Consider the following 21,886-nt stretch of genomic DNA (forward strand, 5'->3'; position numbering starts at 1 on the left):
CGCCGGTCCGCGAAACCAGGGGGGACGCCCATGTTCGATGCCGAGAACCGCGAGACGCTGCTGGACGTCAACAATATCGAGGTGATCTACAACCACGTGATCCTGGTCCTGAAGGGCGTCAGCCTGACCGTGCCCAAGGGCGGCATCACCGCGCTGCTGGGGGGCAACGGGGCGGGCAAGACCACGACGCTGAAGGCGATCTCGAACCTGCTGGCCAGCGAGCGGGGCGAGGTGACCAAGGGCAACATCACCTATCGCGGCGAGAACGTGGCCGGGTCGAACCCCGCGGCACTGGTCAGCCGCGGCATCATCCAGGTGATGGAGGGCCGCCACTGCTTTGAGCATCTGACCGTGGAGGAGAACCTGCTGACCGGCGCCTATACCCGCCGCGACGGGCAGGCGGCGATCAAGCGCGACCTGGAGATGGTCTATGACTATTTCCCGCGCCTGCGCGAGCGGCGCAAGAGCCAGGCGGGATATACCTCGGGCGGCGAGCAGCAGATGACCGCGATGGGCCGCGCGCTGATGTCGCGCCCCGAGATGATCCTGCTGGACGAGCCGTCGATGGGCCTGGCCCCGCAGCTGGTCGAGCAGATCTTCCAGATCGTGAAGGCCGTGAACGAGGGCGAGGGCGTGACCTTCCTTCTGGCCGAGCAGAACACCAACGTCGCGCTGCGATACGCGCATCAGGGCTATATCCTGGAGAACGGCCGCGTCGTGATGGAGGGGCCGGCAGCCCAGCTGCGCGAGAATCCGGACGTCAAGGAATTCTACCTGGGCATGTCGGACGAGGGGCGAAAGTCGTTCCGCGACGTGCGCAGCTATCGCCGGCGCAAGCGCTGGCTGGCCTGAGGAAGGTATCATGGCACATTACGACGACCTGGAGACCCGTGACCCCGCCGCACGGGACAAGGCGCTGGCATCCGCACTGCCGGCCGCGCTGGCCCGTGCCCGGACCGCCCCCGCGCTGGCCCGGCTGCTGCGCGAGGTGGACCCCGCGCAGGTGACCGACCGCGCGGCGCTGGCCCGCCTGCCGGTGATCCGCAAGGCCGAACTGTCCGAGGCGCAGCGCAAGTCTCCCCCCTTCGGCGGCTTCACGACGCGGCGGGTGGCCGATTTCGACCATGTGTTCCAGAGCCCCGGCCCGATCTATGAACCCGGGCGGCGCGATGGCGACTGGTGGCGGCTGGGGCGGTTCCTGCATGCCTCGGGCGTGGGGCAGGGGGATATCGTGCAGAACTGTTTCGGCTATCACCTGACGCCCGCCGGGATGATGTTCGAATCGGGCGCGCGGGCGGTCGATGCCGCCGTTCTGCCCGCCGGGACAGGGCAGACGGAATTGCAGGTCCGTGCCGCCGTGGATATCGGCACGACCTGCTATGCCGGCACGCCCGATTTCCTCAAGGTGATCCTGGACCGCGCCGACGAGATGGGCGAACGGTTGGGCTTTACCAAGGCCGTGGTGGGTGGGGGCGCGCTGTTTCCGTCGCTGCGCCAGCTTTACGCCGACCGGGGGATCGTCACACGGCAGTGCTATGCGACCGCCGACCTGGGCAACATCGCCTATGAAAGCGACGCGCTGGAGGGGATGATCGTGGACGAGGGCGTGATCGTCGAGATCGTCCGTCCCGGTACCGGGGATCCGGTCCCCGAGGGCGAGGTGGGCGAGGTCCTGGTGACGACCCTGAACCCCGATTACCCGCTGGTGCGGTTTGCGACCGGCGACCTGTCTGCGGTTCTGCCGGGGACCAGCCCTTGTGGTCGAACCAACATGCGCATCAAGGGCTGGATGGGCCGCGCCGACCAGACGACCAAGATCAAGGGCATGTTCGTGCGCCCCGAGCAGGTCGCGGCGCTGGTGTCGCGTCATCCCGACGTGGCGCGGGCGCGGGTCATCGCCGACCGCCAGGGCGAGATGGACGTGATGACCGTGCAGCTGGAGACCGCCCAGGGCGATAACGGGATCTATCTGGCCTCGGTCATGGACACGCTGAAGATGAAGGGCGAGGTGCAGCTGGTGCCCGTCGGCAGCCTGCCCAATGACGGCAAGGTCATCGAGGACCGCCGCAGCTATGACTGAGCGCGATAATGCACGGAATGCACGGCATTTGACCGGTTAACTTGTTTGTAACCACGCCCGCGGCGAAGATGAGACCTGACCGAAAAAGGGGTTTCACCATGGCTGCGGGCAAGGGCTCTGATCGGCCTTCGATCATCATCAAGCGGGTCGAGGGCACGGGCGAGGGTGGCCATCACGGCGGCGCCTGGAAGGTGGCCTATGCGGATTTCGTGACCGCGATGATGGCCTTTTTCCTGCTGATGTGGCTGCTGAGCGCCACGAACGAGGAGCAGCGCAGCGGGCTGGCGCAGTATTTTGCGCCGACCATGGTCCGCACACCTGGTTCGGGCAGCGGGGTGTCCGGCGACGGTGTCGAGGAGGGCATCCGCCACGCGATCGACGCGCCCCTGCCCGACAGCGACAAGGCCGGCGACTTTGACCAGGTTGCCCAGGCGATCCAGGACAGCCTGACCGGCACCGGCGCCGAATCGATGCAGCTGACCAACCTTCTGAAACATGTTGTGACGCGCATGACCGACGAAGGGCTGGTGATCGAACTGAACGACCTGACCGACGCGCCGCTGTTCGTCGAGGACACGGCCCAGCCCCAGCCCGCATTGACCGAACTGGCCGGCATCATCGCCCGCGTGATCGGCCATGTCCGGAACGGGGTCGCGATCGCGGGGCATGTGCGCTCTTATCCCGAGACGCTGGTGACCTCGCCCGTCTGGGCGCTGTCGGATGCGCGCGCCCACACCCTGCGCAACCTGCTGGAGCGGGCGGATCTTGACCCCCGCCGGGTGCAGCGCGTCAGCGGTCATGCCGACCGCAAGAACCGCCACGGCAATCCCATGGACCCACGCAACAACCGGATCGAGCTGATTTTACTGAGGTAGCGGAGGGAATTATCCTTATCTTAAGCTCTCTCGCCCAAGGTGCCGGACAAGACTGAATCACAAGGGTGTCTGTCCATGTCCATTTCCTCGGCGATGAATGCCGGCGTTGCCGGTCTGGCGGCGAATTCCTCGCGGCTCGGCACGATCTCGGACAATATCGCGAATGCCTCGACCTTCGGCTACAAGCGGGCCGAGACCGAATTCAACTCGATGGTCGTCAGCGGCGGGACCGGGCTCTACACGGCGGGCGGGGTGCGCGCCTCGACGCAGCGCGCGATCGCCCAAGACGGTGCGATCGTCACCACCTCGAACCCGCTGGACCTGGCCATGACCGGAAGCGGGATGCTGCCGGTGACCTCGATCAACGATGTGGCAAATGGAGGTCAGCCCTCGTTGCTGATGACGCGCACGGGGTCCTTCAAGCCCGATGCGCAAGGCATCCTGCGCACCGAAAGCGGCCTTGTCCTGATGGGCTGGCCCACCGATGCAAACGGGGCGACCGCGCTGGTGTCGCGCGACACCAGCAGCGCCCTCCAGCCCATCCGGATCGAGGCGAACCGTCCGGTCAGCGACCCCACCACGCAGATCTCGCTGGGCGCCAACCTGCCGGCCACGGCCACGCTCCCGGGCGCCAGCGGCGCGCCGCTGCCGCTGCGGATCGAGTATTTCGGCAACCTGGGCACCTCCGAATCGCTGGACATCACCTTCACACCCGACACCACCAACCCCGGCGGCATGTCGAACAGCTGGCTGGTCGAAATTCGCGACTCGGCCTCGGCCAATGCGGTGATCTCGTCCGTGCAGGTGACCTTTGACGACAGCCAGGGCGCCGGGGGCGGCATCGCGTCCGTGACGACCGTGAGCGGCGATCCCTACGACCCGCTGACGGGCTCGATCCCGCTGGACGTGGGTGGCGGCGACATGCAGCTGTTCATCGGCATGCCCGGCGGCACGACCGGTCTGAAGCAACTGGCGGCCAGCTTTGCGCCCTCCAACATCACCAAGAACGGCTCTCCGGTGGGGCAGCTGGTGACGGTCGAGGTCGACGCCCAGGGCCACCTGAAGGCCACCTATGACACGGGCTTCGTCAAGACGCTGTACAAGATCCCCGTTGTCGATGTTCCCAACCCGAACGGGCTTGAGCCGATCGAGGGGCAGGCCTTCAAGACCTCGACAAAGTCGGGCGCCTTCTTCCTGTGGGATGCCGGCGACGGGCCCACGGGCGCCATCGCAGGCTATGCCCGCGAGGCCTCGACCACCGATATCGCGCAGGAACTGACCCATCTGATCACCACGCAGCGCGCCTATTCGTCGAACGCGAAGATCATCCAGACCGTCGACGAGATGCTGCAGGAAACCACCAACATCAAGCGCTGACGCCCGGCGCCGCGAAGGAGGCCGCGAATGAGCATCGCCAAGGCGATCACCAATGCGATGTCGGGACTGACCGCCACCGCCCGCGGCACCCAGACGGTCGCCGCCAACCTGGCCAATGTCATGACCCCCGGCTATGCGCGCCGGGATGTCGTGGTCACGGCGCAGACCGTCGGCGGCGGTGTGCGCGTCGACGGGATCGCGCGGGTCGTCAATGCCAGCCTGCTGTCCGAATCGCGGCTGTCGGCCTCGTCCCTGGGCGAGGCCACGGCCCGCCATGCCTTTCTGAGCCGGATGGAGGGCGTGGTCGGCCTACCCGGCGGCAGCGACGCGTTGAGCACCGCCCTGACGGAGTTCAAGACTGCCCTGGGTTCCGCAGCCGCCCGCCCGGATGACGAAATCCGGCTGGCCCAGGTCGTGGGCAGCGCCAGCACGCTGGCGGATCGCCTGAATGCCGCATCCGGGGCCGTGCAGGCGGCGCGGGGCGCGGCGCAGGAGGACATTGCCGCAGATGTGGCGGTCCTGAACGCGTCGCTGGAGCGCGTGGCCTATCTGAACGCCCGCATCTCGATCCTCGATGCGGATGGCAAGGACGCCACGCCCCTGATGGACGAGCGCCAGCAGGTGATTGGCCGCATCGCCGAAATCGTCCCGGTGCAGGAGGTCCAGCGCGAGGCCGGCAAGGTGGCCCTGTTCACCTCGGAAGGCGGCGTTCTTCTGGATGGCAGCCTGCCGGCGCGGCTGGGCTTTCAGGGCGCGCCGCATGTGACGGCCGATCAGGTGGTGGGTTCGCCCCTGCAGCTGCTGACGCTGAACGGCACGCCGCTGTCATCGGGGCAGATGAAGCTGTTCGCGGGCGGCTCGCTGGCGGCGAATTTTGCGATCCGGGACGAGCTTGCTCCGAAGCTGCAGGCGGAACTGGATGACATGGCCTTTGATCTGCACCAGCGCCTGGCGGATCCGGCGGTCGATCCGAGCCTGGCCGCAACGGATGCGGGCCTGTTCACCGATCGCGGTGCGCGGGCCGATGCGGCAGACTTGGTTGGGCTTTCCGGCCGGCTGGCGGTGAATGCCGCGGTCGACCCTGCGCAAGGAGGCGCCCTCTGGCGCGTCCGCGCGGGCCTGCAGGCGGCCTCGCCCGATCCGGTCGGCCGGACGGCGGTGCTGAACGGTCTTGTGGATGCGCTGGGGGCAGTCAGGCCGCCTCAGCCCGGCAGCGGTTTCGAGGGCAACGGCACGATGGCCAACCGCTTCGGGACCATCGAATCACGGGTTTCGGCGCGCCGGGTCGAGGCTCAGGCCGACCTGGCTGTGCGCAGCACGCGCCATTCCACGATCGCCTCCAGCCTGATGGCCGAGGGGGTGGACAGCGATGCCGAGATGCAGCGCCTGCTGCAATACGAGCAGGCCTATGCCGCCAATGCCCGCGTGCTGCGCGCGGTGGACGACATGATCAACCAGATCCTGAGGATGTGACCCGTGAGCCTGAACAGTATCGGCGACCAAGCCCGCGCCTTTGCGCTGCATGTCGCGTCCAACCGGCTGAAGACCACCCTGACGACCCTGACCCGGGAGGTCGCGTCGGGCGAGGTCGCGGATCTAGGCCTGCGCCTGCAGGGCAACACGCGGGCCCTGAATGAGATCGAGGGCCGGCTGGGCACGACCCGGCAGCTGCAGCGCAACGGGGCCGAGGCCGCGACGCAACTGCAGGGGGTGCAGGACCTGTTCGACGCGGTGCGGGTGACCGTCGGCGGCCTGGGCATCGCGCTGGCCAGCGACCCGTTCGCCGGGGCCGGGGTCGAACTGGGAACCCGTGCGGCCGAGACCGCCCAGACCTTCGAAGCCGTCGTCCAGCGCCTGAACGGCACGAACAGCAACCAATATCTTCTGTCCGGGCAGGCCAGCGACGTGGCGCCCCTGTCTGATGCCTCTCAGATCCTGGACGCGCTGCAGGGTGCCACCGCCGGACTGACCACGGCCGGGGATGTCGCGCAGGTGATCGGGGACTGGTTCGACGCGCCGCAAGGCGGGGGCGGCTTTCTGGACGTCGCCTATCACGGGACCTTTGGACCCGGTCAGCGCATCCCCGTGGGGGATGGGGTTGCCGTGGACATCACGACCACGGCCGCCTCGCCCGCGGTGCGGGACCTGCTGAAGGGGCTGGCCACCGCCGCGATCCTGGACCGGGGCGTCCTGTCGGGCAGTCCGGCCGAGGCGCGCCAGCTGACTGTCCAGGCGGGCCGGCGCATGATCGACGCCGACACCGCCCTTCTTGGCGAGATGGGGCGGGTCGGCCTGGGGCAGCAGATGATCGACCGCGCCCAAAGCGCGAATTCGGCCGCCTTGGACACGCTGGAGCGGTCCCGCAACGACATCCGTCGGGCCGATCCCTTTGAAACCGCCGCCGCGCTGACCGAGGTGCAGGCGCAGCTCGAATCGCTTTACGCGGTGACCGCGCGGCTGTCGAAACTCAAATTGGTGGATTACCTGCGGTGACACGGTTCCTTTCAGCATTGATCCTGTGGTTCTGCTGCGGCCTTGCCGCAATGGCGGTGCCGGTCCGCGTGAAGGACCTGGCCGATTTCGACGGGGTCCGGGGCAATGACCTGGTCGGCTATGGCTTGGTGGTCGGCCTGGACGGTTCCGGCGACGGGATGCGCAACGCGCCCTTCACCGAGGAGATGCTGGCCGGCCTGCTGGAGCGGCTGGGCGTCAACGTCACCGATGACGCGTTGCGGTCCAAGAACGTCGCGGCCGTGATCGTGACGGCGACGCTGCCGCCCTTTGCCCGGTCTGGCAGCCGGATCGACGTCAATGTCGCGGCCATCGGGGATGCAAAGAGCCTGCTGGGCGGGACCTTGGTGATGACCCCGCTGAAGGCGGCGGACGGCAATATCTATGCCGTGGCGCAGGGTTCGATCATTGCCGGCGGGGCGGCCGCCGCAGGCGACGCCGCGAGGGTGGTCGAGGGAGTGCCGACGACCGGCAGCATCCCCGTGGGCGCCCGGGTCGAGCGCGAGGTCGAGTTCGACTTTGCCAGCATCGACACGATCCGCATCGCGTTGCGCAATGCCGACTTCACCACCGCCACCCGCGTCGAGGACGCGATCAACCGCGATTTCAACCGGCAGCTGGCCGTGACGCTGGACAGCGGCACCGTGGTCGTGAATTTTCGCGGCCTGGGGGAGGTGAACCCCGCCCGCGTTGTCGGCCGGATCGAGAACCTGCTGATCGAGCCTGAGGATCGCGCCAAGGTCGTGATCGACCACAAGTCCGGCACGATCGTCGTGGGCGAGCGGGTCCGCATCTCGCGGGTGGCCGTGTCGCAGGGCAACCTGACCCTGCGGGTCAGCGAGGCCCCGATGGTCTCGCAGCCCAACCCCTTTGCGCAGGGCGAGACGGTGACCGTGCCCCGCACCGCGGTGGAGCTGCGCCAGGAGCCGGGGATCGGCTTTGCCGAGGTGGCGGGGGAAACCAACCTCAGCGACCTGGTGGACGGGCTGAACGCGCTGGGGGTGCGGCCGCGCGACATGATCGACATCCTGAAATCCATCCATTCGGCCGGGGCGCTGCATGCCGACCTGATCGTGGAGTGACGGCTCAGGCAGGGCCCCTGCGCAGGGCGCCGGTGGCCACCGACAGGACCAGGGCGGCGGTGCCGGCCCTGGTCTGTCGATAGAACCCGCCGCGCCGCAGTGCCGCCAAGGCCTGCGGCGGCGGGCAGTTCAGCATCCGCTCCAGCTGCTGCAGGGTCCGGACGTTGCCGGGTGGCATTTGCGGAACCAGTGGCGACAGCGCCGCGTGATTGGCGCGCAGCCAGGATCCGAACTCGCCCGCCATCAGCTTGCGCAGCCGGGCCGCCAGCGCGGGCAGCGTGTCGTTGCGCCCGACCTCGCTGCCGGCGTGCTGCCGGTAGAGGAGGCAGGGCTGCGGATCATGGATCAGCGCCGCGTCGAAGGCCGCCATCAGCTGGTAGGCCCACCAGTCATGCGAGATGATGCCCGCGCGCCGGGCATGGGGGGCGCCGGCCTGCAGAAGCGCCGCGGCCGCAGGGTTGAAGACCGAGGTGTTCCCCGCCATGCAGGCCTGGATCAGGGCATTGCGAAGCCCCAGGGGCCGGGTGAACCGGCGCGACGTGGTCAGCGGGCGCAACCGGCTGTCGGTGATCACGGTCCGGGCCGCGTAATGCGCCGGTCCGGAGTGAACCGCCAGCGCCGCCACGGCGCGGCTCAGCTTGTCGGGAAGCCACTGGTCGTCCTGGTCGCAGAAGGCGGCCAAGGCCCCTTGGGGAACCCGCTCCAGCAGCGACAGGAAATTCGCCGTGGCCCCCGCCCGTGGTCCCTCCAGCAGCTGCACCCGGCCCGGATGCAGGTCCGCGAATTGCTGCACGATCGCCTGCGTCCCGTCGCGCGAGCCGTCGTCCGACACGATCAGCGACCAGTCCTCGTGGCTTTGCGCCGCGATGCTGTCCAGCTGCACATCCAGATGTTCGGCACCCTGATAGGTCGCCAGCAGGATCACGACATGAGAGGGGGGCATTCAGGCCTCGCGTAGGAAAACGGCACCGACCGGAGGCCACGAAGGCTCCTGTCGGTGCCGGTTCTGGACCCTGCGATGCGCCGGGGCAAGCGGCCCCGCGCGACCGTTGCCTATTGCTTGGCGATGTCCTCGATCAGGACGGCGGTCAGGGTCAGGTCGGTCGTGGCCCGCGCAGCCTTCAGCAGGTCCTCGCGCAGGACAGCCAGGTTGCGATCGGCGGTGAAATTGCCGTCGAAGCCGCCGGTATTGGCATGGATCAGCAGCTGGCGCAGCAGGGCGTCGCGCAAGGCATGCTCCTTCTTGCGCAGCGCCTCCTGGCTGGCGCTGTCGGTCTGAAGCGTCAGCGTCAGGATCATCATGTCGCGCAGGTCGCCTTGCCGGACCAAGGGCACGAAGAATTGCGTCGGAAAGCTAAAGAAAGCCATCTCGCCCGGCGCGGCATGATCGCCCCCTCCATGGTCGCCGCCGCCATGATCGCCACCCCCATGATCCTCGACCGGGGCGGTGTCATGGCCGGCATCCGCCTCGGCGGGAGCAGGGCCGGTGTCGTGGCCCTCTGCGGTCTCGACCTGGAGGGCGTGGTCGTCCTGGGCGGCCGGGCTGCGCAGCATGTCGCCCGCAAAGACGCCGCCTGCAAGGGCCAGGACGGGCAGGGCAAGGGGGATCAGCTTCTTGATCACGGGGTCACCTCAGTAGGGCAAAAGGATGTCGGCGATCTGCTGGCCATAGCGCGGCTGCTGCACATCGGTGATCTGGCCGCGTCCCCCGTAGGAGATCCGCGCCCCCGCGATCCGGTCATAGGCGATCTCGTTGTTGCGATCGATGTCGCCCGGCCGGACAAATCCGCTGACGGTCAGTTCGCGCAGCTCGAAGTTCACGCGGACCTCCTGCGTGCCTTCGATCTGCAGCGTGCCGTTGGGCAACCGGTCAACGACCGTCGCCGCCACGCGCAAGGTCAGCTTGTCCCGCCGCGAGATGTTGCCCGACCCCTTGTAGGTCGACGAGGACGAGGCATCCGCAAGGTCGTCGAAGCTGGCGCCCTCGGGCAGCTTGCCCGCCAGGCGCTGCGGGATCCCCACCATCTGGGGGATCGAGACGCTTTCGCCCGAATTGCGGCTGCGCCCCGAACTGTTGCTGATCTCGGCCCGGTCGTCGATCTCGATGACGACGGTGAGGATGTCGCCCCGGATGGCGGCGCGGCGGTCGCTGATCAACGAGGACTGCGTCCCCGCCCAGAGCGAGGCCGCGGCCTCGGGCCGACCCGAATCGACGGGCAGGTCCAGGGGCGGATTGGTCATCGCCACGAATTCCTCGGTCTCGCGCGGCGAGGTCAGCTGCGGCGGCTGGCCGACATTGGCGGCACGCGCGCAGCCCGAGGCGGCAAGGGCAAGGCAGAGCAGGTGGGCGGGCTTCATCGGATTTCCTTTCAGTTCATCACGGCCAGCGAGCCGTCGGGCATGACCTGCGCCGTCACCGTGCTGCGCGAGCCCATGTTCATCACGCGGATCATCTCGCCCGCGGCGCCGTCGGACATGGCGCGGCCTTCGGTGTCGATGCGCAACCCGCCCCGCAGGAAGGAGAGGCGGACGATCTGGTTGCGCCCGACCAGGCGCGGGGCCTGCAGCATGCTGGCATGCAGGGGGCGCCCTTCGTAAAGCGTGATGCGGGTCTGCATGCCGATCGCGGCCGAGGGGTCGGTCAGGCCGGGGCGGTCGGTGTCGATGACCCGCAGGTCCGCGGCGGTGATGATGCTGCCGGCGGGCAGGGTGCGCGCGGCCCCCAGGCCACCCGCCAGGGCCGCGCCGGGCAGCAGAGCCAGCGCCAGGATCAGCGCCCGCATCACCGCACCTGCGTCGTCGCGCCGAGCATCTGGTCGGCGGCGGTGATGACCTTGGCGTTCAACTCATAGCCGCGCTGTGCCTTGATCAGCTCGGTGATCTCGCGCACCGCATCGACCGAGCTTTCCTCCAGATAGCCCTGGCGCAGCGTGCCCAGACCGTCCTGGCCCGGGGCCACCACCTGCGGGCCGCCCGAAGCCGCCGTCTCGATGAAGAGGTTCGAGCCGATGGCCTCCAGCCCCTTTTCGTTGGCAAAACCCGCCAGGGTGAACTGGCCCAGCAGCTCGGCCTCGACCCGGTCGTTGAAATAGGCAAAGACCTCGCCGCCGGCATTGATCGAGATGGCGCGGGCGTCGTCGGGAATGGTGATGTTGGGGACCAGCGGATAGCCGTCCGAGGTCACGATCAGCCCGTCCGGCGACCGCTTGAGCCCGCCGTCGCGCGTGAAGCCCGACAATCCCGAGGGCAGCGTCACCTCCAGATAGCCGTCGCCCTCGATGGCCAGGTCCAGGTCGCCGCCTGTCTGGGTCAGCGCCCCCTGCTGCAGGTTCACGCTGACGGCGGTGGGCCGGACCCCCAGGCCCAGCTGGACGCCGGCGGGGATGACCGTGCCGTCGGCGGCGGTGACGCTGCCGGGCCGGGCCGCCTGCTGGTAATGCAGGTCCGCGAATTCCGCACGGCGGGCGTTGTAGCCGGTGGTGGACATGTTGGCGAGGTTGTTCGAGATGACCTCAACGCGGGTCTGCTGCGCGCTCATGCCGGTGGCGGCGATCTGCAGGGCTCTCATGGTGGCTCCTTAACGGGTCATGGCGGTGATCGCGCCGCGGATCCGCTGATCCTCGCGATCCAGGAAGGTCTGGCCCAGTTCGTAGGCGCGCTGGACCTCGATCATGCGGGTGATCTCGAAGATCGGGTCAACGTTGGATTCCTCCAGGAAGCCCTGGCGGATGCGGCCGTCCTCGACCGGCTCGGGGGCCGCGTCGATGCTGAAGGCGGTGCCGCCCTGGTGGTTCAGGGCCACACCCTCGGGGGCGGCGAAAAGGCCGATGCGACCAAAGGGCAGGCCGTTGGCCGACAGCGTGCCGTCGGCGCCGACCGAGACGGCATTGGCCCCGGCGGGCAGGATGATCGGGGCCTGCCCCTCGTCCAGCAAGCGGTGGCCGTCGGCGGTCATCAACTCGCCCTCGGCCGAGGGGATGAAGGCGCCGGCGCGGGTCAGGCGCAGCCCCTCGGGCGCCTCGACCAGGAAAAATCCCTCGCCCTCGATGGCCAGGTCCATGCTGTTGTTCGTCTGCGTCAGCACGCCCTGGTTCAGGTCCAGCATCCGGCCTCGCGCATTCGCCATCGACAGCGTGTCTCCCTGCCGGTCCAGCGCGGTCAGGTGTTCCGCAAAGATCACGCCCTCGCGCCGAAAGCCGGTGGTGTTGGCATTGGCGATGTTGTTGGCCACCACGCGCATCTCGGCCATCAGGCCGGATTGTCGGGTCAGGCTGGCATAGATCGCGTTGTCCATGTCAGCTCCCCGAAACCAGGGGGATGATCTCGCCCAGGAAGAAATCCGACAGGGCGGTGGTCATGAAGCTCATCGAGACCCAGAAGACGACCAGCATCAGCCCGACCTTGGGCACGAAGGTCAGCGTCATCTCCTGGACCGAGGTCAGCGCCTGGAAGAGGCCGATCACCACGCCCGCGATCAGCGCCACCCCCAGAAGCGGGGCCGAGATGCGGACCGAGATCAGCAGCGCCTGGCGCAGCATGTCGAACAGGATCGTCTCGCCCATCAGACCGGGATCCGCAGGATTTCCTGATAGGCCTCGACGACCTTGTCGCGGATCGCGACAACCGTCTCCATGGCCATCTGCGCGTCGGCGATGGTCTGGACCAGCTGATGCGTCCCGACCTGCCCCGTCATCGCCCCGGTCGAGGCCTGGTCGACCTGGGCCATCTGCGCCGCGAACTCCTCGGCGGCCTGGCCCAGCTTGGCTGTGGTCGAGGATTGCGGATCGGGGGCCACCGCGCTGCGGGCGGCGGAATAGGCATTGGCGGCGTTCAGTGCGAACATGGGAATTCCTTTCAGCGGCGGAGGAGGTCAAGAAGCGACGCACCCATCTGGCGCGTCTGCTCGAACATGCGGAGATTGGCCTCGTAACTGCGGCCGGCCTCGCGGGCGTCGGCCAGCTCGATCACCAGATCGACGTTCGAGCCTTCGTAATAGCCATCGGCATCGGCCAGGGGATGCGCGGGATCGTGGATGCGCGGCAGCGCCGTGCGGTCCAGCCGCAGGGGCCCGGCCTCGACCTCGCCCGTCGGGCGGCCGAGGCGCACGGCCTCCTCGAAGGTGACCAGCTTGCGGCGATAGCCGGGCGTGTCGACATTGGCCATGTTCTCGGCGGTGTGGCGCAGCCGTTCGCTTTGCGCACGCATTCCGGACGCTGCCAGGCGCAGCGGCGAGATCGGGTCGGTCATTTCGATATCCTCTTACCGGCGCCCCAGGCTGGTCCGCATCAGGTCCAGGCCCGCGCGATAGATGCCCAGTGACAAGTCATGTTCCCGCTTGATCTCGGCGGCACGGACCACCTCCTCCTCCAGCGAGACCGAGTTTCCGTTGGGCGAGACGGGTCCCGCCACCTCGACCAGGCGGGCGGCGGCCGGGGTCCAGTCCGGCTGCTCCAGGTGGCGCGGCTGGGTGACGCGCAGGGATCCTGCCGCCGCAGCCTTGCGATAGCTGTCGGCAAAGGGCTGCAGGTCACTGGCCCGGTATCCGGGCGTGTCGGCATTGGCGATGTTGCGGGCCGCCGCGACATGGCGCTGCGACACGTGCTGGGTCATGGCGCGGGCCATCCGCAGCATTTCGATCTTCTCAAACATGAGGCTTCTCCTCATTCACGATAAACCCGGTCTTAACCCCAATTGGTTTAGAAACCGTTGCACGGGCCGGGGAAAATCGGCCCCTGAACGGAGGCCGGAATGGACAGACTTGACTCGATCACCCGCCGCATCGCCGAACTGCGCCTGGCCACGCATTTCGGGCGGGTGCAGTCGATCCGCGCGGGTCTGATCAGCGTCGAGGGATTGAACGGCCGCGCCTCGGTCGGCGACCGGGTGCGCATCGCGGTTCAGTCGGGCCCGCTGACCGGCGAGATCGTGGGCCTGGGTCCGCGCAGCGCGCAGGTCCTTCCCGAGGGTACGATCGAAGGCCTGTCGGTGGGCGACGAGGCCGAACTGCTGTTCGCCCCGCAGATCGCCCCCTGCGACGGCTGGATCGGACGCATCATCGACCCGCTGGGCCAGCCGCTGGACGGGCGCGTGCTGCCGCAGGGTCTGGTCACGCGCGGCTTTCGCAGCGAGGCCCCGCCCGCCGTCACGCGCAAGCGGCTGGGCGCGCGGCTGGGGACGGGGCTTGCGGTCTTCGACACGCTGCTGCCGCTGGTGGCGGGGCAGCGGATCGGACTTTTCGCGGGTTCGGGCGTGGGCAAGTCCACGTTGCTGTCGCAGATGGCGCGGGGTGTGCAGGCGGATGTGGTGGTCATCGCCATGATCGGCGAACGTGGGCGTGAACTGCGCGAATTCGTCGAAAAGACCCTGGGCCCCGAGGGGATGCGGCGGGCGGTGATCGTGGCTGCGACCTCGGACCGCTCGCCCCTCCTGCGGCGGCGTTGCGCCTGGGCCGCGATGACCGTGGCCGAGCATTTCCGCGACCAGGGGCGGCATGTCCTGTTCCTGGCCGATTCGATCACCCGCTTTGCCGAGGCGCATCGCGAGATCGCCCTGGCTGCGGGCGAACCGCCCAGCTATCGCGGCTTTCCGCCCTCGGTCTCGAACCTCATCATGGCGCTGGCCGAACGCGCCGGCCCCGGCCCCGAAGGCGCCGGCGACATCACCGGCATCTTCAGCGTCCTCGTGGCCGGCTCGGACATGGAGGAACCGGTTGCCGACATCCTGCGCGGCACGCTGGACGGCCACGTCGTCCTGGAACGCAGCATCGCCGAACGCGGCCGGTTTCCGGCGGTGGATGTCGTGCGCTCAGTCTCGCGATCATTGCCGGACGCCGCGAATGCGGCTGAAAATGCGCTGATCGGCCGCGCCCGTGCCGCCTTGGGCGCCTATGCCGAATCGGAACTGATGATTCGCGCGGGCCTCTATGCCCCCGGCTCGGACCCCAAGCTGGATGAGGCGGTAAAGCTCTTCCCGCAACTGGACGAATTCGTCACCCGCCGCAGCGCAGGAACCGCCGACAGCTTTGCTGCACTGGAGGCGGCGCTCCGCGCGCGGCTGCGCCCCCCGGCCTAGCCCCATGAAACTATGCAGTCTGCCGCGCGTTCATAGGTTAATCAATGTTAGATAGTAACTGTCGGGCATTGCACCCAAATTTCCGATTTGCAAGTGTCCCGCAGCCGAAGAAAGGAGGGATGAAATGGCCATCACCGAATATTTTATCCGCTTTCTTCAACGGCGTGACACGCTGTCGGAAGATGATCTTGCACGGCTGCGCGCGGTCCGGACCGAACATGTCAGCTTTCCCTCGGGGGCGGTGATCGTCCCGGCGGACCGCGCCGCGCGGCGCAGCTGCATGATGCTGCGCGGCCTTTCGGCACGCTCACACCAGCTGGTCGGCCGCCCCGAGGAACGGGTGATCACCGCCCTGCATGTCCCCGGCGACTTCGTGGACCTGCACGGCTTTGTCCTGGCCGGGTTGGAACATTCGGTCGTGGCCGTCGGTCCCGCCGATGTCGAATTCATCGACCATTCCGAACTGACCGAGATCACCGAGAACTTTCCGCATCTGACCCGCCTTCTGTGGATGGCGACGCTGATCGACGCGGCCGTCCACCGGCAATGGCTGGTGGCCGCGGCCTCGCTGCGCTCCAGCGCCCACCTGGCCCATCTGCTGTGCGAGATCTACACGCGTCTCAACACGGTGGGCGCGGCGTCCCATCACCAGTTCATGCTGCCGCTGCTGCAGCGCGAACTGGCCGACATCCTGGGTTATTCGCCGATCCATGTGAACCGGGCCGTGCGCGACCTGCGCGACCGCGGGTTGATCCGCTGGGCGGGGGCGGACGTCAAGATCCTGAACTGGCAGGGGCTGACGACGCTGGCCCGCTTCGATCCCGGCTACCTGGACATGGAACGCCAGAGCCGCTGAGCTATTCGCACAGCCGCCAGCCGCCGTTCCGGGCTGCCATGTCCAGGTGCAGGTGGTCGTCATGGGCGGCGTTCGATCCCGGCCCCAGCACCGTCGTGAAAAGCAGGCAGGCGGTACCCCGCGCCGCGCGCTGAAAGGCCTCGTCCATCGCGCCGTCGCCTTCGCGCGGCTGCACGGACAGCGTCTGGTCGGTGTCGAACCGAAAGCCCGTCACGTCGATCGCGTTGCCGTTGCCATGCTCGGACGGCTTGGGCAGCGCCTTGCCGGTGCCCACCCGGTCGCGGCAGGTATAGCCCGAACCCGTCTCCAGCGCCGTCAACTGCGGCGCGCCCGGCATCAGCGCGGCGGCGGGGCGCAGAAAGTCGCGCGTCCAGAAGCCCAGGGCCCGCGCAGTGTCGCAGCGCATCACCGGATCGCCCGTCAGCGCCACCCCGGGCAGGATCTGGCTGACCCGCAGGGGCCGCGCGATGCCGCAGTCGCGATTGTCGGCTTCGGTGACCGGAGGCTCCTGCCGATAGGTCGTGCCCAGCAACGCCAGGGCCAGCCGGCAGGCGGCAAAGTCGCTGTCGGTTTCCGCCTGCACGAACCAGACCGGCGGGGCAGGGGGACCGAACGCCTCGGGCGCCTCGGCCTCGGCCGGCGCCTCGGGGGCCTCGGGCGCTGCCCCGGCGGCCGGTGCCTCCACGAGGGCCTCCACGGAGGCCTCCGGACGCTCCGGGGGCCGCGTTTCAGTCACGGATGTTTCGGGCGCCTCGGGCGCCTCGGGGGGCCGGTCCTGCGAGAGGGCCGGTCCCGCGCCAAGCAGCACCAGCGCCAGGACCGTCACCGCCCTCATGGCTGCGCGTCTTGCAGCGGCGGCACCACAAAGCCCTCGGGCAGCGCGCCGGTCAGCGCGTCGCTCAGCGGGTCGGCCGGGCTTTCCACCGGCGCGGCCTGCGGGATCAGAGCATCCGGCGTGGACGCTTCCGGCGCCGAGCCATCCGGCGCGGAGGCTTCCGGCGCGGGCTGGGCCGAAGGCTCCGGCGCGACGCCGGTGGCGGCACCCGCCTGCTCGGGCAGGGCCAGGGGCTGCTCGGTCGTCGGCACCTCGGTCGGCGCCGTGCCCTCGGGCAGCGCGATCGGCGCCACCGGCGTGGCGGTGGCCGCACCAGAGCCGGTGACATCGGCGATGGTGACGCCCGGCTGCAGGAACTCGACCGTGGTGCCGCCGATGCTGACCATCTTGGCCAGCTCCTCGGCGTCCCAGTTGGTCAGCCGCACACAGCCCATCGACTGGTTGCTGAACAGCTGCGACGGCGTCGGCGTGCCGTGGATGCCATAGGTCGGCTTGGTCAGGCCGATCCAGACCGTGCCCACCGGCCCGTTCGGCCCCGGCGGGACCACCAGCTTGCGGTCGTTGTCGCCCTGCTTGAAGTTGACGTCGGGGTTGTAGGTATAGTTCGGATTGACCGCCACGCTGCGCACGTTGTGCGTCCCTTCGGGCGAGGGCGTGGCCGAGGATCCGATGGTGGCGGGATAATCCACCACCATCTGCCCGCGCGCGTCATAGCCCGCGACCCGGCGGTTGTGCTTGTCGATGATGATGCGCGTCACCTGTCCGCGCATGGGCGGGTTCGGCGCCATGACTTGGATCGTGGCGCCCGGCACCAACGCCACGCCGGGGTTCAGGAACTGGATGAACTTCTCGTCCATGTGAAAGCGTTCGCCCAGGCGCTCGGCGATGCTGGTATGGGCCATGGCCTCCATCTGCGCCTTCTCGGCATAATCGGTGGGGATCGAATCGACCAGGCCCTGCGCGTCCTCCTCGGTGATGGTATAGCCTTGGGTGGCGGGACGCTCGGCATAGGCCTGCAGCAGGTTCCAGACATGGGGGTCCATGACCCCGTCCATCGGCAGGCCGGCGCGACGTTCAAAGGCCTTGATGGCGCTCTGGCTCATGCCGCCCTTGAAGCCGTCGATCACGCCGGGCGATGTGCCCGACCGGTCCAGCAGGATCTGCACCTTGGCGGTCAGCGCGGAGCGCCCCGCAGGCAGGTCCTCCAGGCCGTATTGCGCCGCCTCGATATCGGCTGCGGTAAAGGGCCGGTCGTCCTGCGCCACGGCGGGCGCCGTCGAGGTCAGGGCGAATGCAAGGGCCAGCAAGAGCCGGTGCGACATGGGGAACTCCGATAAGACAGTCTGCAGCATTCAGGATTGCGCGGAAAACCGCCAGATAGCCTGAGGGTCACGTTTCGGTCAATTCAGGATTGTATTCCGCAGTGCGGAATGCCAACCTGCACAGCGAAACAGGGAGGAGGTTTCACCCATGACCATCCAGTCATTCAAGGCGGCACTGTCGGCCGGTGCCATGATCGCCGCGCTGGCCGGCGCCGCATCTGCCGAAACGGTGCTGATCTATGGAGAGCCGGGGCCCAACCGGGGCGCGCGCGCCGAGGCGACCCAGTGGTTCGCCGACCAGGTGGCCGAACAGTCCGGGGGCGACCTCAAGGTGGACATCACCTGGGGCGGCGCGCTGTTCTCCGAAAAGGCCGCCGTCCAGTCGCTGCGCGACGGGGTGGCCGACCTGGGCAGCGTGATCGGCGTCTATTTCCCGCAGGAGATGGTCGCCTATGGCATTGCCGACCTGCCCCTGCAGAACCCCGACCCCTGGGTGGGCATGAAGGCCACCGACGCGCTGATGCGCAACAACGAGCAGATCAAGGCGAACCTGGCCGCGCAGGGCCTGGTCTATATCGGCACCTACACGACCTCGGCCGTGCAGATGGGCTGCAAGGGCCCTGCGGTCGCCTCGGTCGACCAGCTGGCCGGCAAGAAGGTGCGCGGCGTCGGCGCCTATGGCCAGACCTTCCGCGACCTGGGCGCGACCTTGGTCGACATGACCGTCTACGAGGCCTACCAGGGCCTGGAAAGCGGGCTGATCGACTGCACCCAGACCTATTCCTACCTGGTCAAGGCGCTGAAGTTCGACGAGGTCTTCGACAGCTACACCTTCATCGACTGGGGCCAGATCGGCGCCTTGGGCATCGTGATGAACAAGTCGATGTTCGATAGCCTGACGCCCGAACAGCAGGAGGTCATCATGACCGCCGGCGAAGGGCTGGCCGACGAATTCGGGCGCATCATCGAGGAGGCGAACGCCGAATCGATCAAGGTGCTGGAAGATGCCGGCAAGGAGATCGTCCGCTTTTCCGACGAGGACCGTGCCAAGCTGAACGAGGCGGGCCAGAAATACTTGGACGAATGGGTGGCCCGCGCCGATGCCTCGGGGCTGGATGGGCAGGCGCTGCTGGACGAATACCGCGGCCTGATCGACCAGTACGCCACCGAGCTGGAACAGCAGGGCTACCCCTGGGAGCGCGGCTGATCCCATGCGCCTGATCGAGCGGACGCTTCTGGACCTTTCCGTGCTGGCGCTGATCGCGCTTGGCCTGGTGATCTTTGCCAATGTCGTGATGCGCGCGGTGCTGGGGTCCAGCGTGCCCGACGCGATCATCCTGGTGCGGGAACTGATGGTCGCGGCCATCATCCTGCCCATGGCGGCGGCGACGGCGGCGCGCAGCCACGTCGCCGTCACCTTTCTCAGCGACCGGATGCCGGCGCCCCTGCGCGCGCGGCTGATCGTGCTGGGCCATGTCGTGGGCCTGCTGGCGCTGGTGCCGCTGATCTATGCCGCCGGGCGGGTCACCGCCCAGGCCTGGGGGTCTGGCGAATTCTATTACGGCGACCTGAACCTGCCGCGCTGGCCGGGGATCGCCCTGTTCCTGGCGGGCCTGGTGCTGATGTGGCTGCGGCTGGCCGTGCTGCTGGGGGGCGATCTGGCGCAGCTGCGCCGGGGCGACGTCATTCTTGATGCCGATGGAAACGAGGTAAGCTGATGGACCCGATGACGATCGGCATGGCCGCGATGGCGCTGGTCCTGATCCTGCTGGCGATGCGCGTGCCCATCGCCTTCGCCCTGGCGGGCGTGGCCAGCATCGGCACCTTCCTGATCTATGCGACGCGGACCGGCGGCTGGACGCCCGAACGGGCGCTGAACCCGACCAGCTCGGTCGTCTTCTCGAACTTCTTCGACCTCGTGCATTCCTATGACCTGTCGATGGTCCCGCTGTTCGTGGCCCTGGGCAACATCGCCTTCTATGCCGGGATCACGACGCGCATCTATGACGCCGCCGCCGTCTGGCTGCGGCCGCTGCCCGGCGGCGTGGCGATGGCCTCGATCATGGGCTGCGGCGGGTTTTCGGCCATCTCGGGCTCCTCGATCGCCTGCGCCTCGACCATGGGCCGCATCTGCGTCCCGGAAATGCTGCGCATGGGCTATGACCCGCGGCTGGCCACCTCTTCGGTCGCGGTCGGCGGCACGCTGGGCTCGCTGATCCCGCCCTCGGTCCTCTTCATCCTCTACGGCATCTTCACCGAGACCTCGATCGCCCAGCTGTTCCTGGCGGGCGTGCTGCCGGGCCTCCTGTCGCTGGCGGGCATGATCCTGGTCATCGCCTGGTGGGTCGCCCGCGATCCCGCCGCCGCCCCGCGCGGCGAGGCCGCCGAGGCCAGCCGCCTGGAGGCCGCCATCGCCGCTTGGCCCGCGCTGATGCTGTTCGTCGTCATCGTCGGCGGCATCTATGGCGGCATCTTCACCGCGACCGAGGCCGCCGCCGTCAGCGTCGTTCTGACCATCGCCATCGGCTTTGCCCAGCGCCGCCTGTCGCCGGGCGTGCTGTGGCGCGCGATCCACGAAAGCCTGGTCCAGACGGCCGCCATCTTCCTGATCGCGGGCGCGGCCAAGATCTTCGTCAGCTTCGTCGCGCTCAGCGGCATGGCGGGCGCGGTAGTGGGCGTGGTCGCGGATGCCCAGCTGTCCTTTGCCATGCTGATGCTGGTCGTGGTGCTGATCTACCTGGTCCTGGGCATGTTTCTCGACCCGATCGGCATCATGGTCCTGACGCTGCCCTTCATGGTCCCCCTGGTCGAGGGCTATGGCCTGAACCTGATCTGGTTCGGCGTCATCGTCGTCAAGCTGCTGGAGATCGGGCTGATCACCCCGCCCGTCGGCCTGAACGTCTTCGTGGTCAGCAACGTCACCAAGAACGTGGGCATTGACAAGATCTTCGCGGGCGTGACGCGCTTTCTGGTGGTGGACCTGCTGGTCCTGGTGCTGCTGATCCTGTTCCCGGTCATCTCGCTTCTGCTTCCGGGGTCCATGTGATGTCCGACAGCCCCCGCCCGGATTACGAAGCCGACCGCAACTTCGCCACCACCTTGGCCCGCGGGCTGTCGGTCCTGCGCGCCTTTCGCACCGATGACGACGGGCTGACCAACGCACAGCTGGCCGAACGGACCGGCCTGCCGAAATCCACTGTCTCGCGGCTGACCTTCACGCTGGGCTGCCTCGGCTACCTGACGCAGCCGCAGCGCAACGACCGCTATCGCCCCGGCCCGACGCTGCTGGCGATGGGCCATGTGGCGGCGGCCTCGCTGTCCTTCCTCGACCCGGCGCAGGACATGATGCAGGACCTGGCGGACCGGACTGGGACGCTGGTCCTCTTCGCGGTGCGCGACCGGGACAAGGTCGCCCTCATGCGCACCTGGCGGCCCCGGCACGCGGCCTCGATCTGGCTGGAGGTTGGGCACCGACTGCCCATCGCCGGCTCGTCCTCCGGCCTGGCCGTGCTGGGCGCCACCACGCGCGAGGAGTTCGCCGACCTGTTGTCCGATCACCCCGAGCCGCCGCTGGACGGAGGCAGCTTCGACGCGCTGCGCCGCGAAGGGCGCGACCAGCTGATCGGCCACGGCTATGCGGTGGTGCGCAACCAGCTGCGCTATTCGCCCAAGATCTCGGCCGTGTCGGTGCCGTTCCGTTCGGCGCGGCTGGCGGGGCCGGTGGTCTTTTCCTGCGGCGCGCTGGACGACGTCCTGCCCGATGCCCGCATCCATGCCGAGGTCGGCCCCACCCTGCGCGACACCGTCGCCCGCCTGCAACGCCTGGTCTGCGCCGAAGGGCGCCCGGCCCTGTCAGGCGCGTTGAATGACTGAAGGA

At 68.3% G+C, this 21,886-nt stretch carries 25 protein-coding genes; 13 read left to right on the plus strand and 12 right to left on the minus strand.

The genetic code is table 11. The annotated features are described in order from the left end of the window. Positions 1 to 30: 30 nt before the first annotated feature. From ACNR9W_RS02500 to ACNR9W_RS02530, 7 genes are all read left to right on the plus strand, one after another. Entirely contained in the window at positions 31 to 852 is an 822-nt protein-coding gene (locus ACNR9W_RS02500) for an ABC transporter ATP-binding protein (RefSeq protein ID WP_419269215.1), read from the plus strand. Between the two features lie 10 nt (positions 853 to 862). Beyond that, positions 863 to 2,080, plus strand: a complete 1,218-nt coding sequence (locus ACNR9W_RS02505; protein WP_419269214.1) for a phenylacetate--CoA ligase family protein — start codon at positions 863 to 865, stop codon at positions 2,078 to 2,080. Between the two features lie 98 nt (positions 2,081 to 2,178). Further along, positions 2,179 to 2,955 carry an OmpA/MotB family protein gene (locus ACNR9W_RS02510; RefSeq protein ID WP_419269213.1) on the plus strand — a complete coding sequence of 259 codons (777 nt, stop codon included), beginning with the start codon at positions 2,179 to 2,181 and terminating at the stop codon, positions 2,953 to 2,955. Positions 2,956 to 3,030: 75 nt separating this feature from the next. After that, positions 3,031 to 4,332: a flagellar hook protein FlgE gene (locus ACNR9W_RS02515; protein ID WP_419269212.1), complete on the plus strand. Its 1,302-nt coding sequence runs from the start codon at positions 3,031 to 3,033 to the stop codon at positions 4,330 to 4,332. A gap of 27 nt (positions 4,333 to 4,359) precedes the next feature. After that, positions 4,360 to 5,805, plus strand: coding sequence for a flagellar hook-associated protein FlgK (gene flgK / locus ACNR9W_RS02520; RefSeq protein WP_419269211.1), 1,446 nt, complete (start codon positions 4,360 to 4,362; stop codon positions 5,803 to 5,805). 3 nt (positions 5,806 to 5,808) lie between these two features. Then, entirely contained in the window at positions 5,809 to 6,825 is a 1,017-nt protein-coding gene (locus ACNR9W_RS02525) for a hypothetical protein (protein WP_419269209.1), read from the plus strand. A gap of 50 nt (positions 6,826 to 6,875) precedes the next feature. Next, positions 6,876 to 7,925 (plus strand): flagellar basal body P-ring protein FlgI, encoded by a 1,050-nt coding sequence (locus ACNR9W_RS02530; protein WP_419269413.1) that lies wholly within the window; start codon positions 6,876 to 6,878, stop codon positions 7,923 to 7,925. A gap of 4 nt (positions 7,926 to 7,929) precedes the next feature. Here the strand turns inward: ACNR9W_RS02530 and ACNR9W_RS02535 are convergent, their stop codons facing one another. The 10 genes from ACNR9W_RS02535 to ACNR9W_RS02580 all read right to left on the minus strand — a co-directional run bounded on the left by ACNR9W_RS02535 (position 7,930) and on the right by ACNR9W_RS02580 (position 13,574). Next, positions 7,930 to 8,868 (minus strand): glycosyltransferase, encoded by a 939-nt coding sequence (locus ACNR9W_RS02535; RefSeq protein ID WP_419269208.1) that lies wholly within the window; start codon positions 8,866 to 8,868, stop codon positions 7,930 to 7,932. Positions 8,869 to 8,978: 110 nt separating this feature from the next. After that, the gene (locus tag ACNR9W_RS02540) at positions 8,979 to 9,548 is read right to left on the minus strand and encodes a hypothetical protein (RefSeq protein ID WP_419269207.1); all 570 of its coding nucleotides are present in this window, start codon (positions 9,546 to 9,548) and stop codon (positions 8,979 to 8,981) included. A gap of 9 nt (positions 9,549 to 9,557) precedes the next feature. Beyond that, entirely contained in the window at positions 9,558 to 10,283 is a 726-nt protein-coding gene (gene flgH, locus ACNR9W_RS02545; RefSeq protein ID WP_419269206.1) for a flagellar basal body L-ring protein FlgH, read from the minus strand. An 11-nt stretch (positions 10,284 to 10,294) separates the two neighbouring features. Further along, the gene (flgA, locus tag ACNR9W_RS02550; RefSeq protein WP_419269204.1) at positions 10,295 to 10,708 is read right to left on the minus strand and encodes a flagellar basal body P-ring formation chaperone FlgA; all 414 of its coding nucleotides are present in this window, start codon (positions 10,706 to 10,708) and stop codon (positions 10,295 to 10,297) included. Beyond that, positions 10,708 to 11,493 (minus strand): flagellar basal-body rod protein FlgG, encoded by a 786-nt coding sequence (flgG, locus tag ACNR9W_RS02555; RefSeq protein ID WP_419269203.1) that lies wholly within the window; start codon positions 11,491 to 11,493, stop codon positions 10,708 to 10,710. Before flgG ends, flgA begins: the two co-directional genes overlap by 1 nt. A gap of 9 nt (positions 11,494 to 11,502) precedes the next feature. Then, complete coding sequence (locus ACNR9W_RS02560; RefSeq protein ID WP_419269202.1) at positions 11,503 to 12,219, minus strand: flagellar hook-basal body complex protein; 717 nt, start codon at positions 12,217 to 12,219, stop codon at positions 11,503 to 11,505. Between the two features lies 1 nt (position 12,220). Beyond that, complete coding sequence (locus ACNR9W_RS02565) at positions 12,221 to 12,487, minus strand: flagellar biosynthetic protein FliQ (RefSeq protein ID WP_111297700.1); 267 nt, start codon at positions 12,485 to 12,487, stop codon at positions 12,221 to 12,223. Beyond that, entirely contained in the window at positions 12,487 to 12,768 is a 282-nt protein-coding gene (locus ACNR9W_RS02570) for a flagellar hook-basal body complex protein FliE (protein WP_419269201.1), read from the minus strand. The genes ACNR9W_RS02565 and ACNR9W_RS02570 overlap by 1 nt, the downstream gene beginning before the upstream one ends. An 11-nt stretch (positions 12,769 to 12,779) precedes the next feature. Then, a complete protein-coding gene (gene flgC / locus ACNR9W_RS02575; protein WP_419269200.1) occupies positions 12,780 to 13,172 on the minus strand; it encodes a flagellar basal body rod protein FlgC in 393 nt (130 codons plus the stop codon). Between the two features lie 12 nt (positions 13,173 to 13,184). Beyond that, positions 13,185 to 13,574, minus strand: a complete 390-nt coding sequence (locus ACNR9W_RS02580) for a FlgB family protein (protein ID WP_419269199.1) — start codon at positions 13,572 to 13,574, stop codon at positions 13,185 to 13,187. A 99-nt stretch (positions 13,575 to 13,673) separates the two neighbouring features. Between ACNR9W_RS02580 and ACNR9W_RS02585 the strand changes: the two genes are divergently transcribed. Together ACNR9W_RS02585 and ACNR9W_RS02590 are read left to right on the plus strand one after the other, a co-directional pair. After that, entirely contained in the window at positions 13,674 to 14,996 is a 1,323-nt protein-coding gene (locus ACNR9W_RS02585; RefSeq protein WP_419269198.1) for a FliI/YscN family ATPase, read from the plus strand. Positions 14,997 to 15,120: 124 nt separating this feature from the next. Next, entirely contained in the window at positions 15,121 to 15,852 is a 732-nt protein-coding gene (locus tag ACNR9W_RS02590; protein ID WP_419269196.1) for a Crp/Fnr family transcriptional regulator, read from the plus strand. Between the two features lies 1 nt (position 15,853). Here ACNR9W_RS02590 and ACNR9W_RS02595 read toward each other — a convergent pair whose 3' ends face one another. Together ACNR9W_RS02595 and ACNR9W_RS02600 are read right to left on the minus strand one after the other, a co-directional pair. Further along, positions 15,854 to 16,687, minus strand: a complete 834-nt coding sequence (locus ACNR9W_RS02595) for an extensin-like domain-containing protein (protein ID WP_419269195.1) — start codon at positions 16,685 to 16,687, stop codon at positions 15,854 to 15,856. Next, entirely contained in the window at positions 16,684 to 18,009 is a 1,326-nt protein-coding gene (locus tag ACNR9W_RS02600) for a L,D-transpeptidase family protein (protein WP_419269194.1), read from the minus strand. Before ACNR9W_RS02600 ends, ACNR9W_RS02595 begins: the two co-directional genes overlap by 4 nt. A gap of 148 nt (positions 18,010 to 18,157) precedes the next feature. On the opposite strand from ACNR9W_RS02600, the gene ACNR9W_RS02605 reads away from it, so the two are divergent. The 4 genes from ACNR9W_RS02605 to ACNR9W_RS02620 are packed head-to-tail and all read left to right on the plus strand — an operon-like array spanning position 18,158 to position 21,882. Further along, positions 18,158 to 19,216 carry a C4-dicarboxylate TRAP transporter substrate-binding protein gene (locus tag ACNR9W_RS02605; protein WP_419269193.1) on the plus strand — a complete coding sequence of 353 codons (1,059 nt, stop codon included), beginning with the start codon at positions 18,158 to 18,160 and terminating at the stop codon, positions 19,214 to 19,216. A 4-nt stretch (positions 19,217 to 19,220) separates the two neighbouring features. After that, positions 19,221 to 19,727, plus strand: a complete 507-nt coding sequence (locus tag ACNR9W_RS02610; RefSeq protein WP_419269192.1) for a TRAP transporter small permease — start codon at positions 19,221 to 19,223, stop codon at positions 19,725 to 19,727. Beyond that, complete coding sequence (locus ACNR9W_RS02615; RefSeq protein WP_419269191.1) at positions 19,727 to 21,055, plus strand: TRAP transporter large permease; 1,329 nt, start codon at positions 19,727 to 19,729, stop codon at positions 21,053 to 21,055. Before ACNR9W_RS02610 ends, ACNR9W_RS02615 begins: the two co-directional genes overlap by 1 nt. Beyond that, on the plus strand, positions 21,055 to 21,882 hold the full coding sequence (locus tag ACNR9W_RS02620; protein WP_419269190.1) for an IclR family transcriptional regulator: 828 nt from the start codon (positions 21,055 to 21,057) through the stop codon (positions 21,880 to 21,882). The genes ACNR9W_RS02615 and ACNR9W_RS02620 overlap by 1 nt, the downstream gene beginning before the upstream one ends. The last annotated feature ends 4 nt before the right edge of the window (positions 21,883 to 21,886 follow it).

It is taken from the genome of Paracoccus sp. T5 (assembly GCF_048538155.2).
Taxonomy (GTDB): Bacteria; Pseudomonadota; Alphaproteobacteria; order Rhodobacterales; family Rhodobacteraceae; genus Paracoccus.

What these genes read in the sequence shown, in the direction of transcription:
- ACNR9W_RS02535 (WP_419269208.1), bottom strand. Translation starts at nt 8,868, where the DNA reads ATGCCCCCCTCTCATGTCGTGATCCTGCTGGCGACCTATCAGGGTGCC.
- ACNR9W_RS02610 (WP_419269192.1), top strand. Translation starts at nt 19,221, where the DNA reads ATGCGCCTGATCGAGCGGACGCTTCTGGACCTTTCCGTGCTGGCGCTG.
- ACNR9W_RS02560 (WP_419269202.1), bottom strand. Translation starts at nt 12,219, where the DNA reads ATGGACAACGCGATCTATGCCAGCCTGACCCGACAATCCGGCCTGATG.
- ACNR9W_RS02585 (WP_419269198.1), top strand. Translation starts at nt 13,674, where the DNA reads ATGGACAGACTTGACTCGATCACCCGCCGCATCGCCGAACTGCGCCTG.
- ACNR9W_RS02510 (WP_419269213.1), top strand. Translation starts at nt 2,179, where the DNA reads ATGGCTGCGGGCAAGGGCTCTGATCGGCCTTCGATCATCATCAAGCGG.
- ACNR9W_RS02570 (WP_419269201.1), bottom strand. Translation starts at nt 12,768, where the DNA reads ATGTTCGCACTGAACGCCGCCAATGCCTATTCCGCCGCCCGCAGCGCG.
- flgC (WP_419269200.1), bottom strand. Translation starts at nt 13,172, where the DNA reads ATGACCGACCCGATCTCGCCGCTGCGCCTGGCAGCGTCCGGAATGCGT.
- flgK (WP_419269211.1), top strand. Translation starts at nt 4,360, where the DNA reads ATGAGCATCGCCAAGGCGATCACCAATGCGATGTCGGGACTGACCGCC.
- flgH (WP_419269206.1), bottom strand. Translation starts at nt 10,283, where the DNA reads ATGAAGCCCGCCCACCTGCTCTGCCTTGCCCTTGCCGCCTCGGGCTGC.
- flgA (WP_419269204.1), bottom strand. Translation starts at nt 10,708, where the DNA reads ATGCGGGCGCTGATCCTGGCGCTGGCTCTGCTGCCCGGCGCGGCCCTG.
- ACNR9W_RS02515 (WP_419269212.1), top strand. Translation starts at nt 3,031, where the DNA reads ATGTCCATTTCCTCGGCGATGAATGCCGGCGTTGCCGGTCTGGCGGCG.
- ACNR9W_RS02620 (WP_419269190.1), top strand. Translation starts at nt 21,055, where the DNA reads ATGTCCGACAGCCCCCGCCCGGATTACGAAGCCGACCGCAACTTCGCC.
- ACNR9W_RS02565 (WP_111297700.1), bottom strand. Translation starts at nt 12,487, where the DNA reads ATGGGCGAGACGATCCTGTTCGACATGCTGCGCCAGGCGCTGCTGATC.
- ACNR9W_RS02595 (WP_419269195.1), bottom strand. Translation starts at nt 16,687, where the DNA reads ATGAGGGCGGTGACGGTCCTGGCGCTGGTGCTGCTTGGCGCGGGACCG.
- ACNR9W_RS02500 (WP_419269215.1), top strand. Translation starts at nt 31, where the DNA reads ATGTTCGATGCCGAGAACCGCGAGACGCTGCTGGACGTCAACAATATC.
- flgG (WP_419269203.1), bottom strand. Translation starts at nt 11,493, where the DNA reads ATGAGAGCCCTGCAGATCGCCGCCACCGGCATGAGCGCGCAGCAGACC.
- ACNR9W_RS02615 (WP_419269191.1), top strand. Translation starts at nt 19,727, where the DNA reads ATGGACCCGATGACGATCGGCATGGCCGCGATGGCGCTGGTCCTGATC.
- ACNR9W_RS02600 (WP_419269194.1), bottom strand. Translation starts at nt 18,009, where the DNA reads ATGTCGCACCGGCTCTTGCTGGCCCTTGCATTCGCCCTGACCTCGACG.
- ACNR9W_RS02505 (WP_419269214.1), top strand. Translation starts at nt 863, where the DNA reads ATGGCACATTACGACGACCTGGAGACCCGTGACCCCGCCGCACGGGAC.
- ACNR9W_RS02605 (WP_419269193.1), top strand. Translation starts at nt 18,158, where the DNA reads ATGACCATCCAGTCATTCAAGGCGGCACTGTCGGCCGGTGCCATGATC.
- ACNR9W_RS02530 (WP_419269413.1), top strand. Translation starts at nt 6,876, where the DNA reads ATGGCGGTGCCGGTCCGCGTGAAGGACCTGGCCGATTTCGACGGGGTC.
- ACNR9W_RS02590 (WP_419269196.1), top strand. Translation starts at nt 15,121, where the DNA reads ATGGCCATCACCGAATATTTTATCCGCTTTCTTCAACGGCGTGACACG.
- ACNR9W_RS02580 (WP_419269199.1), bottom strand. Translation starts at nt 13,574, where the DNA reads ATGTTTGAGAAGATCGAAATGCTGCGGATGGCCCGCGCCATGACCCAG.